The 13,966-nt window shown below is 45.7% G+C and carries 13 protein-coding genes and 1 riboswitch; of the genes, 12 read left to right on the plus strand and 1 reads right to left on the minus strand.

Translation table 11 applies throughout. The annotated features are described in order from the left end of the window. Positions 1-168 precede the first annotated feature (168 nt). Positions 169-272, plus strand: a riboswitch (purine riboswitch). 171 nt (positions 273-443) lie between these two features. The 10 genes from PWYN_RS12875 to PWYN_RS12920 all read left to right on the plus strand — a co-directional run bounded on the left by PWYN_RS12875 (position 444) and on the right by PWYN_RS12920 (position 8,912). Continuing rightward, positions 444-1,067, plus strand: coding sequence for a xanthine phosphoribosyltransferase (locus tag PWYN_RS12875; RefSeq protein ID WP_036652225.1), 624 nt, complete (start codon positions 444-446; stop codon positions 1,065-1,067). After that, positions 1,061-2,365, plus strand: coding sequence for a nucleobase:cation symporter-2 family protein (locus PWYN_RS12880; RefSeq protein WP_036652228.1), 1,305 nt, complete (start codon positions 1,061-1,063; stop codon positions 2,363-2,365). The genes PWYN_RS12875 and PWYN_RS12880 overlap by 7 nt, the downstream gene beginning before the upstream one ends. Positions 2,366-2,637: 272 nt before the next feature. Next, positions 2,638-2,856, plus strand: a complete 219-nt coding sequence (locus PWYN_RS12885) for a hypothetical protein (protein ID WP_036652231.1) — start codon at positions 2,638-2,640, stop codon at positions 2,854-2,856. A gap of 26 nt (positions 2,857-2,882) precedes the next feature. After that, complete coding sequence (locus PWYN_RS12890; protein ID WP_036652234.1) at positions 2,883-3,545, plus strand: hypothetical protein; 663 nt, start codon at positions 2,883-2,885, stop codon at positions 3,543-3,545. Further along, positions 3,542-4,744, plus strand: a complete 1,203-nt coding sequence (locus PWYN_RS12895; RefSeq protein WP_036652238.1) for a glutathionylspermidine synthase family protein — start codon at positions 3,542-3,544, stop codon at positions 4,742-4,744. The genes PWYN_RS12890 and PWYN_RS12895 overlap by 4 nt, the downstream gene beginning before the upstream one ends. 33 nt (positions 4,745-4,777) lie before the next feature. Continuing rightward, positions 4,778-5,416 (plus strand): hypothetical protein, encoded by a 639-nt coding sequence (locus PWYN_RS12900; protein WP_036653798.1) that lies wholly within the window; start codon positions 4,778-4,780, stop codon positions 5,414-5,416. Then, on the plus strand, positions 5,413-5,805 hold the full coding sequence (locus PWYN_RS12905) for a DUF350 domain-containing protein (RefSeq protein ID WP_036652241.1): 393 nt from the start codon (positions 5,413-5,415) through the stop codon (positions 5,803-5,805). The genes PWYN_RS12900 and PWYN_RS12905 overlap by 4 nt, the downstream gene beginning before the upstream one ends. A gap of 81 nt (positions 5,806-5,886) precedes the next feature. Then, on the plus strand, positions 5,887-6,903 hold the full coding sequence (locus tag PWYN_RS12910) for a potassium channel family protein (protein WP_036652246.1): 1,017 nt from the start codon (positions 5,887-5,889) through the stop codon (positions 6,901-6,903). 204 nt (positions 6,904-7,107) lie between these two features. Continuing rightward, positions 7,108-7,356: a type B 50S ribosomal protein L31 gene (locus PWYN_RS12915; protein WP_036652249.1), complete on the plus strand. Its 249-nt coding sequence runs from the start codon at positions 7,108-7,110 to the stop codon at positions 7,354-7,356. A 203-nt stretch (positions 7,357-7,559) separates the two neighbouring features. Further along, positions 7,560-8,912, plus strand: coding sequence for a sodium-dependent transporter (locus PWYN_RS12920; RefSeq protein ID WP_036652253.1), 1,353 nt, complete (start codon positions 7,560-7,562; stop codon positions 8,910-8,912). A gap of 149 nt (positions 8,913-9,061) precedes the next feature. Here the strand turns inward: PWYN_RS12920 and PWYN_RS12925 are convergent, their stop codons facing one another. Continuing rightward, the gene (locus tag PWYN_RS12925) at positions 9,062-10,513 is read right to left on the minus strand and encodes an IS1182 family transposase (RefSeq protein WP_036648568.1); all 1,452 of its coding nucleotides are present in this window, start codon (positions 10,511-10,513) and stop codon (positions 9,062-9,064) included. Positions 10,514-10,724: 211 nt separating this feature from the next. Between PWYN_RS12925 and PWYN_RS12930 the strand changes: the two genes are divergently transcribed. Together PWYN_RS12930 and PWYN_RS30030 are read left to right on the plus strand one after the other, a co-directional pair. Next, on the plus strand, positions 10,725-12,290 hold the full coding sequence (locus tag PWYN_RS12930; protein WP_036652256.1) for a histidine kinase N-terminal 7TM domain-containing diguanylate cyclase: 1,566 nt from the start codon (positions 10,725-10,727) through the stop codon (positions 12,288-12,290). 125 nt (positions 12,291-12,415) lie between these two features. Continuing rightward, complete coding sequence (locus PWYN_RS30030) at positions 12,416-13,960, plus strand: DUF2339 domain-containing protein (protein WP_240479731.1); 1,545 nt, start codon at positions 12,416-12,418, stop codon at positions 13,958-13,960. Positions 13,961-13,966: the final 6 nt, after the last annotated feature.

A 13,966-nucleotide genomic window follows, 5' to 3' on the forward strand; every position in this document is an offset into this window, starting at 1 on the left:
TGTAGGTACCCTCTTATTATAGACCAATAAATCAATTCCCTCCTAGTTTAAGCTCCGAATTATCGAATGAAAGCTAGATGTAAATTAATCCTGAAAATATTCTGTAACAACGTGAAATTTTCCCTTGTAACAACAATACATAGCGTGTAATATATACAAAGTATTAAAGGACAACATTCATAAATAACTCATATAATCTTGGGAATATGGCCCATAAGTTTCTACCGGATAACCACTGAAATTATCCGACTATGAGTGAAATAGCGCATCTAGGGTTCCGCTTCATTGCTGTTTGGCGTAGAAGGTCAGGACCGAGCGTTGCGGGCACAGTTTTGTGTTACACCACTCAGGGATAAAAACCCAGAAGGACAGATTCACTTGAGAGAAACAACTCAGGTGAATCTGTCCTTTTTTTTATTGCCAAGAAGGAGAGATATGGAAACATGCAGGTACTTAAAGAACGCATTCGACAAGAAGGGCTGATTCTGTCCGACACCGTGATGAAGGTGGATTCGTTCCTGAATCATCAGGTGGATACGGAGTTGGCGCTGGCTATCGGTAAGGAATTCAGTAGAGTGTTTGGGGCTGGCGATCAACCGATTACCAAAGTACTCACAATTGAAGCCAGCGGCATACAGTTTGCCATGGCTACGGCGATTGCCCTAGGTGTTCCTTTTATTTATGCTAAAAAGAAGAAGGTCATTACCTTGGCTGAGAGTGTCTATACAGCTCCCGTTCATTCATTTACTCGGGGAGAACACTATCAGATCAGCGTATCGCAGAAGTATCTCGGGGCAGAGGATCATGTGCTTATCGTGGATGACTTCCTGGCAACAGGTGCAGCGCTTGTAGGATTGGTTGATATTGTGCAAGAATCCGGCGCGTCATTGGCCGGGGTAGGTTGTGTCATTGAGAAAAGCTTTCAGGAAGGACGAGGTCTGCTGGAAGACAAGGGTGTATCCGTACATTCGTTAGCCAGAATTTCCTCGATGTCCCCTGGAGAAGTGCATTTTATAGAAGATAATCATTACATTCAACCGATTAAGGAGAGTGCAGCAGGATGTTAAGTAAACAAAAGGTATTTGCTTTAGGGCTTCAGCACGTGCTGGCAATGTATGCCGGGGCAGTTATTGTACCGTTGATTGTGGGAGGTCAACTGGGGCTGAGTACCACCCAGATGGCTTACTTAATCGCAGCCGACCTGTTCACTTGCGGTTTGGCTACTCTTTTGCAGGTTATGGGTACCAAGTACTTCGGCAGCGGACTGCCGGTTATTCTTGGATGTACCTTTACAGCGGTAGGCCCGATTATTGCCATCGCCTCAACCTCTAATCTGGCAACAGCTTATGGCGCCATTATTTTATCCGGTGTTTTCGTTGTATTGGCGGCCCCGCTTTATGGCAAGCTGCTCAAGTTCTTCCCAACAATTGTAACAGGCTCGGTTGTTACCATTATCGGTCTTTCTCTTATTCCTGTTGCGATGAATAATGTAGCCGGGGGCCAAGGCAGCTCGGACTTTGGACAGCCCCGCAATTTGCTGCTGGCGTTGATTACACTGCTTGTTATTCTGGCCGTTAACCGTTTGGCAACAGGGTTCCTTCGTTCAGTGTCGGTGCTCGTAGGATTAGTAGTGGGTACCGCCATAGCTTATGGCATGGGTATGGTTCATTTCTCATCCGTTGGAGAAGCTTCATGGCTTAGTATCGCCCAACCGTTCTATTTCGGTAAACCGCAGTTCAACCTTACAGCCGTATTCACAATGATTATTGTGAACATTGTAAGTATGGTGGAATCCACCGGCGTTTACTTTGCAGTAGGAAGAGCTACGGAGCAAAAGGTGGAGCAGAAGCAAATTGTAAACGGTCTGCGTTCAGAAGGTCTTGCTATTATTCTTGGCGGTATATTTAATGCTTTTCCTTATACGGCGTTCTCACAAAATGTCGGTCTGATCTCGTTGACTCGCGTAAAAACACGTAATGTTATTTTTGCGGCAGGCGGTATTATGGTCGTGTTGGGTCTTCTGCCAAAACTTGCTGCCCTAACTACAGTAGTGCCGAATGCGGTGCTGGGTGGGGCGATGATTATTATGTTTGGCTCCGTTGCCGCTTCCGGTATGGCTATTTTATCCGAGGTGGATCTGCGTAAAGATGGCAATCTGCTCATAGCAGCCTGCAGTATCGCCGTGGGCTTGGGTTCGGCTACTTTGCCCTCGATGTTCGATCAACTTCCAGAGTTCGCTAGAATGCTTATGCAGAACGGTATTGTATCGGGATCAATTACTGCCATTATTCTGAATATCTGCTTGTCTAGAACTCGGGAGGATGAAGTAACTTCTGGTGTGGCTAAGGAAGCACAATCCGCCTAATAAGCCAGAGATTGACCAACTTTGAGCATAAATGAATATAATGATGAGGAGGAGTTAACCTAAGGGTTGGCCCCTCCTTTTTTGAAATAGAGTAAATAGTGGTTAATGAATACTATGGTTTCTGCTTCGTGTATAAATCATTGCGTTTCATAAGTGTAGGTAATATTCTGTTATGGGAAGGTTTGCCAATGCCTTTAGGGTGCGTGTTGAAACGTTACTGTACTAAGAACGTATCAAAACACATGTAATGATTAAGGAAGGGTGAAATCAGGATGGAGAATGGCATGGGTGTCATCTTATTCGAGAAAAAGCCGGACGGCGAGCTTCAAATGATCGAAGAACGCATCTGGAGTATGAATATGGTTGCTGCCCTGGAGCATGTGAACTATCTGGTGGTTGGCGGCCGTGAGTTCGAGACGGTAGAAGGCAGACTGAATGTGGATGAAGGGAAATTAGAACTTCTACTCGTTCCTATGCGGCACGAAGAATAGAAGGGATAAGGGAGGAGGACTTTCTCTTGGCTAAGGATGAAAAGATTAAAGAACAGGCAGTTTCCAAGTTATTTACCCCGGAGGGCAAACCGATCCGTGTATTATCGACCTCACTCGGGATTGCTTTGCTAGCGAATGCGCTGCTGATCCCGGGTACTCCGGCAGTCGCCTCAAGCGGCGCTTCAGGAGATGAACCGCAATTGGTGTCATGGTCCACCGAGGAGGTTAAGGCTTATTTCGACAAGAATGTAGACTGGAACATTCCCTACCCGGAAGAAGGAACAGAAGTTGTACAGGAAGAGCAGGGTGCCGTTACCACTGACGGAACCACCGTAATCAATAATTACGGCGGTTATCATTCCGGCTTCGGTTGGGATGATCTATTGCTGTATCACATGCTGTTTAACAGCGGCTCCTTCTATTCATCCAGAGGATGGTACAACAACCATCCTGGCTATTACGCGGGCACCCGAAACTCTTATAAGCCCCGTACCTATGACAACACTAAGTTTCAGAACAAGCCGGTTGCCGGCTCTGTAGTTAAACCAAGAACTTCTACATCAACATCAGGCTCCATCACAAGACGCGGGAACGCCAAAACCGGCGGAGTTGGCGGTACATCAAGTAAATTAGGCTCTTCAAAATCAGGTTCGAAATCAGGTGCCAGTAAAGGCAGCTTTGGCGGATGAGTGACCGAGATAGCATATTTGAAGTTGTGGATCACTCGGGTCTACAGCGGGCAGAACGGGCAGCACAGCTGAATGAGCTTGGGTTCACTTGGGCGGATCTGGAGGAGGAAGAGTACTGGCTGGATGGCATAGTGACCATGCCCACGGATGTATATGGGGAGTTGGAGGAGGCATCGTCCAAGCTCTGGGCAGTCCTTGACAAAGCTGTACGCTATATTCACCATAAACAGGATTTGTACGATTTAATAGGTATCCCTCCCGTGCTATGGGAAATGCTTGATGAAGGCGAACTTCCCCCGGAGGGGTTAATCAGCCGCTATGCCCGTTTTGATTTTGCCGTGGCGAATGACGGTACGATTAAACTTCTTGAGCTGAATGCAGATACGCCTACCGGTTATGTTGAAGCCTCTATTGCCACTCCGTGGATTTGCAGGGAGGCTGGAATATCTAGTCCGAATGATCAGATGAAGGAGCACTTAGCCGCTGCATGGGCAGTAGAACAGCCGGATACAGCAGCCTGTGTCGCCTATGGTTCTCATCAGGAGGATTCCGGTACGATTGATGCTTTGGTACGGCACAGCGGTCTGAACATACGATGTGTGGATTGTCTGGATTTGTGGGTGGATGAGGGCATTGTAAAAGACAGTGAAGACCATGTGATTGAGCGGATGTTCGCCTTATATCCAAAGGAATGGATGGCAGTCGACGAAGGCGGGGATGCCCTTGCCTATGCAGTGGAGACAGGCCGGCTTCAGCTATTTAACACACCGCACAGTATTCTTCTGCAATCCAAAGGACTGCTTGCTGTGGTCTGGGGAATGTATGAGCTGGGTTTGCTGTTTGATGAAAAAGAACGAGAGGCGATTGCAAGCTATATATTGCCTACGTATAACAAACCGATATTCTCCGGGAGCTTTGTATCCAAGTCCATGTTCGGACGTGAAGGTGGATCTGTTCGTCTGTTTGACAGTAATGGAGCACTGGAAATCCAGGATGAGGACGGGTATGACAGCAGCGTATTATTTCCGTCGGTGTACCAAAAGAGGGCCGAGATGGGTCGGATTCAGACGCCAAACGGAGAATTCCATCTGCTAATCGGCATGTTTGTAATTAACGGGAAGCCCTGCGGGCTGCTCGGGCGTGCCGGTGGACTCATTACAGGCAATGCCAGTCAATTTATCGCGTTGGGAGTGAGATAATTGCCAGTAAATACGGAAAGTAAAGAAATCCCCATGAAGTATGCTAGAAAAACCCCCGCCGCACGTACCCTTGGACTGATGCTGCTCATGCTTATGATTGTCCTTCTAAGCGCTTGCTCGGGGAATGAAAAAAGTGTGTTTCATACGGATAAAGAGGTCACAGATAGCGTCTCCAAGGTCCCGTGGGATTATCGGGTGGTAGAGAGTACGGTTGGCGATTTAATTGGAAGTGATATGACCGTACTGCCGGATGAGGAACTACTGCCTAACGATGGAAACTATGCTACCGGGGATAAAATCTGGACCCTGCAATTCATGGATGCAGAGCTAATCACGGATGCCGATCAACGCAACACTATCCGCCTCTCTTCATGGAGTACAATCAAATCGTACGGTGACCATAAAACGGCTGTTGACGATCTCAAGAATCTAAAAGTTGCTGTCACCACAGATGTAGATCTCGTAGGTGTATACAAGACGAAATACAATAACAAGACCAGAAATTTCGCCGTGCTTGAGCTGCCATCTGGTAACCGGATTAAGCAGCCGATTGACGACAAACGCTACACGGCACTTGAGAAAAAGAAGACCGCTTCCGTCGTTCTGGAGGAAGTGCATGATTTCGCCGACTATGATTCGGCCTATGCAAAATTTCGGGGGTGGGCGAATTGACGATCGTTATTAATTTAGTAGTGAGTGTGGGTGTAATCATTTTGCTGCAATGTTTAGGCATGGTTATTTTCAGCTGGATGACTCCTTTTAAGGATATGGAAGAACTGAAGAATGGTAATGTGGCAGTGGCTTTGGCATGGGGCGGTAAATTTCTGGCAACAGCCATTATCCTCGGAGTAGCGGCTTTTACGAATACATCTATCTGGTTTATGATGATGTGGTTCGCTGTAGGCTATGTATGTCTGGTGGCGGCTTATTGGATCTTCGAGCTGCTTACACCGGGATTTACGATTTCCGAGCATCTGAAAAAAGGCAACGTAGCCGTTGGGATTTTGCTGTGTATGGTATTTATCGGAACGGCTTTTGCGGTCAGCAGTTTGATTATCTAAAGAGGTGTTTATAGATCTAATGCAGGGCTGCCCTCGAACCTCTCGGGAGGCAGCTTTATTCAATCCGCAGGAGGTGAAGAAATGCATTTCTTACTCAGAGTATCTACAAGAATGATGAGATTGAGCAAGAAAACCATTGGTCTAATTATCCTTTGCTTTATTCTTGTAAGCGCAACTATTGCCTTTTTACTGGAGCCGGAGACCTTCCAAACTTGGTTTAATGCGTTCTACTGGGTTATGACTACTATGGCTACCGTTGGGTATGGCGATTATTTTGCAAAGACTGTGGTTGGCAAGGCCTTTACCATGTTCTTATATGTTTTTGGAATTGGGCTGTTAAGCTTGGTTATTGGGAAAGTTATTGACTCTATTGCAGAGATTCAAAGACGGAGGGGGGCGGGAACATTGAGCTTTCGCGGCAAGGAACATGTCATTCTATTGAATTGGAATAAAAAAACGCAAGCGGCGGTGGATGAGATTTTTTGTTACTCACCGAAGTGCCACATTGTTGTTATTGATGAATCAAGTCGACATCCTTTGGAGCATATGGAGCAGGTGCATTTCATTAGCGGCGATCCTTCATCGGATGATATTCTAAGCAAAGCCAATATTGGGGAAGCTAAGGCCGCAATTGTGTTCGGGGATGCCCGAATTGATGAGGCTGCGCTTATTGATGGGAAGTCCTTGCTTATTGCCTCAAGTATTGAGCGCATTGCACCCCATGTACATACCACCGTTGAAATCATGCAGGAGAAGAACATTCAGAACTTTAGGCATGTTCATGTGAATGATTTCGTCCTGTCGCATGATGCCATATCCAGGCTTGCGGTTCGGGCGGCTCTGCAAGAGGGGAACTCCGAAGTGATTAGCCAGCTTCTCAGCAGGCAGCACGGTGATGACATTTATGAAATTCCGGTTGATGGGTCTTGGAAGACTTATGGGGATGCTTTTCATGCTTTGCTGAATCAAGGGGCAACTTTATTGGCCGACCGCAGCGATCTCAGTATTAACCGTAAACTTAGCGAGGCTATTCCGAGGGAAGCCAGACTCTACGTTGTAGCTGATGAGTCAACCTACAGGAGAATTGCCGGTAAGTAATGTTCCTCCGCAGGTCATTTCTATGATCCTTCTGAATCTAATTGGTGAAGTTACTATAGCTGTTTTGACTATTTTCCTCAATAAACCGTAAAAATTACGCATTTATCTCTTTCTAGGAGTTATACTATAGGTAGGCTCGGAGAGGTTCTGGGTATTTTTGCAATACAAGATGGATCAATATATTTTGGAAAGAGGGATTTTGTAATGAGAGAAGGCATACATCCGAAGACCAATCAGGTTATCTTTTTAGATGCCAGCGTTGGCTTCAAATTTTTGAGCAGCTCCACTAAATCAAGTGGTGAGACTATGGTTTGGGAAGACGGCAACACATACCCGGTAATTCGTGTAGATGCAAGTTCTGCATCCCACCCGTTCTATACTGGTAAGCAAAGAGATACCGAAACAGGCGGTAGAGTTGATAAGTTCAAACAACGTCTGGCTCAAAAGAAATAAGACAAAGCTGGAAAATAAAAGGACATCCCGGGTTAGTGAACATCCCGGGATGTCCTTTTTTGCGTTCATGCGTTCAATTGGTAAAATTATTGTCACATGTTATATAACATTTCACTGTACTACCTGTATCATTCATTAGTATACTTATGAAAAGCTATAGACAAGCTACAAGAAAGAAGATGAACTGGGGGATTAGGAATAACATGAGCACGAAAAAAGGTAGTGAAACAAAGCTGGTGGGTTCACCGGATCAATTCACCAAATCCGGATTTATACTGGCAGCGATCGGCAGTGCCGTGGGACTAGGTAATATGTGGAAATTCCCATATATTACGGGCCAATACGGTGGTGCAGCATTTTTCCTGCTGTTTATTGTTTGTTTGGTAGCGGTAGGGTTACCTGTATTGTTGGCTGAGCTTTCGATTGGCCGGGGAGGCCGGGGTAACGCATCAAGTTCGTTTGTTAAAGTCGGCGGACATAAGGCATGGGGCGGTATGGGATTGCTGTCAGTAATAGGGGCATTTATGATTATGTCTTTCTATGCTGTCGTAGCAGGTTGGACATTTCATTATGCAGTTCAAGCGTTTAGCGGTAAACTTTTCGCAAACGATGACTTCGGAGGGCAATTCAGCAGCTTCATTTCTGGATACACCCCGATTATATGGCAGGCCGGTGTACTAATCATCACAGGTTGGATTGTAGCTCGAGGAATTTCTGGAGGGATTGAGAAATTTAATAAGGTTCTCATTCCGGGTTTGCTGGTTCTACTAGTGATTCTAATGGTACGCGCATTAACCTTGCCTGGTGCAGAGGCTGGGGTCGAATTTTTCCTTAAGCCAGACTTCTCCAGGCTGACTCCTGAATCCGCTTTGGTTGCTCTGGGTCATGCCTTTTTCTCTCTATCGCTGGGTATGGGCGCCATGATGACCTATGGTTCTTATGTTGATCGCAAGCAATCGCTCGGTGCGGCTACACTTGCTATCGGCGGCGGTGACTTATTGTATGCCTTTATTGCAGGACTCATTATTTTTCCGACAACCTTTTCCTTTGGGATTGATCAGGCGCAGGGGCCTACGCTTGTATTTATAGCTCTGCCGGCGGCTTTCTCAGCCATGCCGTTTGGAACACTCTTCGGGGGGTTATTCTTTATACTGCTGGCTATCGCCGCATTGACATCAACAGTATCGTTAATAGAGGTGCCCGTAGCCTATGCCATTGAGCGCTGGAAGATGTCACGTAATACAGCAGTATGGATCATTATTGCCGGCTGTTTCCTTCTCGGTCTTCCTGCCGCTTTATCCTTTGGATTGGTTCCGGGGTTAACTTTTGGCGGAAAATCATTTTTTGATTGGATGGACTTCATAGCCTCCAATATTATTCTGCCATTAGGCGGTTTGGCGGTAACGGTGTTTGCAGGATACTTCTGGAAGGGTATTGGCGATGAAGCAGGTCTTACAGGCCTCTGGTTCCGTGTTTGGCTGTTTATGCTTCGATTTGTCGCTCCAATCCTTGTACTGTTCGTGTTCTTACACTCTGCAGGTATAATCAAATTCTAGAAAAGATAAAAAACAGTCGGCCTTAGTGGAGGCCACTGAAGAACTAACCATTTTGGATTAAGTGCTTCGTCACATTCAAAAAGAAGCATCACCCCCTCAGGGAAGATGTCTTCTTTTTGCTGTATTTGGCTGCACAACCATAATCCTTATTAGTCGTGTAGCTTCAAAATCCTCTTCAGATTAACTGCGAATATCGCCATTGCTCCTTGTAGCTCCATGCCTAAGAGACCCGAGGATATGGCTACATCGTACCCGTGTCTGTGTTTCAGTTCGCTATTCTTGGCTTCAATCTTGTACCGTTCTTTTGACTTGTCTTTGAAATAGTCGCTCTCTTGGAAAGCCATTTGCTCCGAATGCTCGTCGGACTTTATGCTCACGGAATAGGTTTTCGTCTTGGATCCTTCCTTGTAGCACCCTTCTTTGAATGGACATCGCTTGCACTTCTCTACGTCAAAATAATACGTGACCACCTGGTTTTTACCGACACCCTTCTTTCCTTGCCGTGCTTTGCGGATCGCCATGTGGCCGGCCTTGCAGACATACAGGTCAGCGTCTTTGTTGAACTCAAACTCATCTTCTTTCTTGCGGTTCCCTTGCGTAATCATCGGGTTTAATTTGGCCACCAGTTCCATGTCGTTCGTCTTTGTATAGATGAGATTGTCCTTCTCCGAATAAGCCGTATCTCCAATTACCGTTCGGACGTCCATCCCCGTGGCTTTACTTTTTTCAATCAGATCTTGCAGTTGTTTACCGTCATTCTTTTCGCCCGTTGTAACAATGGCCGCTGTAATAATGCGTTCCTCTGTCATAGCCAAGTGAGTTTTGTATCCGAAAAAGGACGAGTCCGCACTTTTGTGCCCGACCCGCGCATCCGCGTCTTCTGCGATTCGAAGCTGCTCCACATCATCCTCCACGGTTTCCTTTAGCAGGTTTAGCGGTTCTTGCAGTTTCGGTACCAATGGTAGGCCCAATTCGTTTTCGACGGTATGTATGAGTTTGTTGCAGTAGGAGATCTCGTCTTCCAACACTGTGCTGGTATTCTTCGTCGGCAGCTTAGTCTTGACGGATTCGTCCATCGCATAGAGAGCTTTGCGTACTTTCCGGGCCCGGTCCTGAAGGATCTCTTGCGGAGACTTCTGGTTGTAGCGCGCTTTGGTATGGGTTGCGTCCACAATAATTGCAGTGCTCTTCAGGATTCCTATCTCAATGGCGAGTGTCACGGTTTTCCCAATGAGTAAGTCCAGCATATTCATGTTTTTCAGGCGTAGCTTGCGGAACTTGGTTAAGGAGCTGGGATCCATAACCGGGTCCTCTGGCGCCATCCCCAGAAAATACTTAAAGGACAGGTCATACCGGGACCGTTCCACGATGTCCACGTCAGACAATTCAAATATTGCTTTAAGGAGCAAGTATTTAAACATCCGAATCGGGTCGATGGCATTACGCCCGTTATCGAGGCAATAGTTCACTTGAAGTTCTTCGTAGATAAATGAAAAATCTACAAGTTCGTTGATTTGCCGAAGCAAGTTATCCTTCGGCACTACCATATTGTAGAGTTCGATGTATGGACTCAACACCAAGGTCTGTTGTTTCTGAATCATTCCGGCTCACCTATTTCCCCCATGATACTTAAGTATACAGGAAAAAGGTGCAGTTCCTCCTTTTTGTAAGGAGTAACTGCACCTTTTTTAAAATCACTTTTTCAGTGGCCCCGCCTTAGTGTCGGCTGTTTTTTTTATTTACCTCATTCATTTGTGGGAAATTGTAGGATATAATAAGGGAAATTAGTTCTATAAATAGGAGACTTATGACATGCCTTTGATGCAGGGATATCCGTATTATTTGTTAATGGGTAGTGTGCTCAGTCTCTACATGGGTATAAGCTCTCATAAATACCGTAAGACTCCAGGGAGGCGATATCTTTGGAATCTAATGATCATCGTCAGCTTAATATTTGCGGCAACGGCCGCAGAGATCCTTTCTACTACATTCGCAGTCAAGCTATGGTGGAAAAATGTGCAGCAAATCCCGCTCTTCTTTAGTACTCTATTTACCTATGCCGTTGTTAAGGATTATGTCGCCCGACCTCCGGGTGGACTATCCAAAAGGCTTTTCCTGTTTTCGATTCCGGTGATCTTCGATATCCTATTAATCAGTACGGACTCCTTCCATCATCTGATGCGCAGTCATGTGAGGATGGATACGATAGCTGGTATTAGTGGAATTTCGGTTCAGCCTACTTGGTTAAGCATGCTGTTTATTGCGTACGATCAGATATTCAGCTTGTATGCAGCCCTGCTGTTGGCTATTGCCTTGGTAAAGGCCCCTAGGGCATATTTCATACGGAATATTACGATGCTGGCCGGTTTCCTTATTCCAGTGGTTACTATATTTGTGCTTCCGCTTCTCAAAATTAAGATTACGGGTTTCACAGCAATGGTCATCCTGCCGGCAACCCTAACCGCTTACTTTACTATATTCCGTGACCCTAATACCTCCATTTACCCTTTGGCTAAGCATAAAATATTTGAAAATATGAAGGACGGTATCCTTCTTACCGATCGCCACGACCAAATCATTGATATTAATGCTGCGGGAGAAATGTATTTATCAAATATTACGGGGCATTCACCTGGTACCTGGCTGGGCATGAGCATCCACACCCTGCTCGAGAAACACTGGAATATTCGGATGTATTATAAGCAAAGACAAGAAGGCGATTTCGAGATTGAGCTTCCCGAACAAGAAGGTACCTGCTATGGGGCAACACTAGTCTCAACGGAGCGGAACAATGTGAATACCGCCGGAATGTTGATTATCATTAGCGACCATAGCGATAAAAAGCGTTATGAACGTGAGCTTGTTCACCAGGCAACGGTTGATGATCTGACCGGACTCTTCAACCGAAGGCATTTTATGAGGCTGGTTGAAAATCATAGTATACATGGTGGGGCCGGTATGGCTCTTCTATTGATCGATATCGATGATTTCAAATTAATTAATGATACATACGGACATTTGGCTGGGGATCAGGCGCTACTTGCCTTTTCCGAGAGAATTCAGCATTCATACCGAAACAAAGGTATTGTCGGAAGGGTAGGCGGGGAGGAATTTGCTGTATGCTTCTTTGCAAGTGATGAATGGGGAGCATTGGAAGAGGCGGAGGCGTTTCGCGCAACGATGGGAGATCATGTCGTACAATTAAATGAAGGACAAACCATTCAATTTACTGTAAGTGTTGGAATAGCCTACACAGAGCAACATGGAGCAACCTTCGAGGACTTATATCGGGAAGCAGACGAAGCTTTATATTTGTCTAAGGCCACTGGAAAAAATAAAGTTACCCTGAGAAACCAACCTATTATTAGAAATGCGTAAAAGGCAGTGGACTATGACTCTATCTGTATAGAATTCATGGTCTTTTTACTATACAAAAACATTAAAACTATTGCTTATTTGTAGTAGAATGAAAATATTAACAACATTTGACATTGGGGGGCGCTATGGAGCAATTCACAGATCGGTTGCGGTCCATGAAACAGCAACAGGATGGGCTTGTTAGGGAATATCAGGCGTTAGTCACGGAATATGAGAGCCATGATTTAGTGAACGAGAACGTAACTTTGAAGAAGCAACACGAGGAACACAAACTGGCCTTGGAGCAGTTGAAGGTACAAGTAGGGAAGCTACAACAGGAGAACTCGGAGCTGAGGATTGCGATTACGGAACAAATTATGGATGAGAAACTCAACATTATTAAGGTATCCCGCCAAAAACTTCAGACATATTTTGCATCCCAAAGCAAAGCCTACACGGACCGGCTAAGCTCTTTCGAAATAGAAGTGAAGCACCGGATCGAGCGCTTCTACAATACGGCTTCCCGCCAGCTGGGTGAGGAGAAGACAGAGATTGCCCAAAAACTCGGCGGTATATCTTCAGAGTTAAATGAGAAAATTCTGCTTCGCCGCCAGAGTCAGAAGGAAGCGGAGAATGGCATGCTTTCTGGGATTGATAACAGACTAAACGATTTTTCCTCGGAGGAAGTCAGTGAGGAAGTGCTCCTCCGCAGAAGAAAGCAGAATCAAATCGAGATGAAGATAGGACTTCACTGGATTAACAGACTCGCAATCCTGCTCTTTATTTTAGCGGTAGGGGCGGGGTTCCGATATACATATTCGAATTGGTTAACGGACTATATGAAGGGGAGCGCTTTTTTCCTGCTGGGGGCGCTTATGCTAGGCGCTGGTGAGTGGCTTTTCCGTAAAGGGAAAGGTGCGTTTGCTATTGGCTTGCTTGGCGGTGGGATTTCAGTACTGTACGGCTCTATCTTTTACAGCTACTTTTTATTGGATATTATAAGTATTTACGTGGGGCTATCCTTGTCTGTTCTCGTCACGCTGACTGCTGTAATACTGTCGTTAAGGTGTAAATCCAGAAGTATCTGTTCGCTCGGGCTTATCGGGGGATACCTTCCGTTATTTTCTTACATAGGTGCATTTGGTCTTACAGGCAGTGCGGTTTATGTAGCCATGGGCTACTTATTCCTGCTGAATATATTCATTCTGCTGATTTCTCTTCGGAAACGTTGGATTATTGTCAATTATCTCAGCTTTCTGTTTAATGTTCCTTCGATGCTGTTGCTGATCTCTTTGTCGGATAGTAACGGTGTGAGTATGCTATATGCCGTCTTGACCTTTGGGATGTATCTTGGCATTACGCTATGGTATCCGTTCAAATATCGCTCCAAGCTATCCGGGTGGGATTTTTCATTGCTGGGGTGCAATACCATTATCAGCTGTGTTACCTTGTTTGATTTGTTTGTCGATGCGGGACTTACGGATTACAAGGGTGGGCTGGCGCTGTTCTTATGCCTGATGTATCTGGGTCTTGGCCGGGGCTTGGAGAAGTTAATGCCTCAGGAAAAACAGAGTATGCTGCTCTTCTACGCTACCTCGTTGACTTTTGCCGTTCTGATGATTCCCTTCCAGTTGGGGGAAGAATGGTGGTCCATAGGATGGTTGGTAGAGGCTGTTGTTCTAACCGTATAAGGCAAT

This window comes from Paenibacillus wynnii, assembly GCF_000757885.1.
In the GTDB taxonomy this organism is placed as follows: domain Bacteria; phylum Bacillota; class Bacilli; order Paenibacillales; family Paenibacillaceae; genus Paenibacillus_AQ; species Paenibacillus_AQ wynnii.

Excerpts from the sequence above, each read along its gene's own strand:
- PWYN_RS12875 (WP_036652225.1), top strand. The coding sequence starts at position 444 with ATGCAGGTACTTAAAGAACGCATTCGACAAGAAGGGCTGATTCTGTCC.
- PWYN_RS12880 (WP_036652228.1), top strand. The coding sequence starts at position 1,061 with ATGTTAAGTAAACAAAAGGTATTTGCTTTAGGGCTTCAGCACGTGCTG.
- PWYN_RS12885 (WP_036652231.1), top strand. The coding sequence starts at position 2,638 with ATGGAGAATGGCATGGGTGTCATCTTATTCGAGAAAAAGCCGGACGGC.
- PWYN_RS12895 (WP_036652238.1), top strand. The coding sequence starts at position 3,542 with ATGAGTGACCGAGATAGCATATTTGAAGTTGTGGATCACTCGGGTCTA.
- PWYN_RS12900 (WP_036653798.1), top strand. The coding sequence starts at position 4,778 with ATGAAGTATGCTAGAAAAACCCCCGCCGCACGTACCCTTGGACTGATG.
- PWYN_RS12910 (WP_036652246.1), top strand. The coding sequence starts at position 5,887 with ATGCATTTCTTACTCAGAGTATCTACAAGAATGATGAGATTGAGCAAG.
- PWYN_RS12915 (WP_036652249.1), top strand. The coding sequence starts at position 7,108 with ATGAGAGAAGGCATACATCCGAAGACCAATCAGGTTATCTTTTTAGAT.
- PWYN_RS12920 (WP_036652253.1), top strand. The coding sequence starts at position 7,560 with ATGAGCACGAAAAAAGGTAGTGAAACAAAGCTGGTGGGTTCACCGGAT.
- PWYN_RS12925 (WP_036648568.1), bottom strand. The coding sequence starts at position 10,513 with ATGATTCAGAAACAACAGACCTTGGTGTTGAGTCCATACATCGAACTC.
- PWYN_RS12930 (WP_036652256.1), top strand. The coding sequence starts at position 10,725 with ATGCCTTTGATGCAGGGATATCCGTATTATTTGTTAATGGGTAGTGTG.
- PWYN_RS30030 (WP_240479731.1), top strand. The coding sequence starts at position 12,416 with ATGGAGCAATTCACAGATCGGTTGCGGTCCATGAAACAGCAACAGGAT.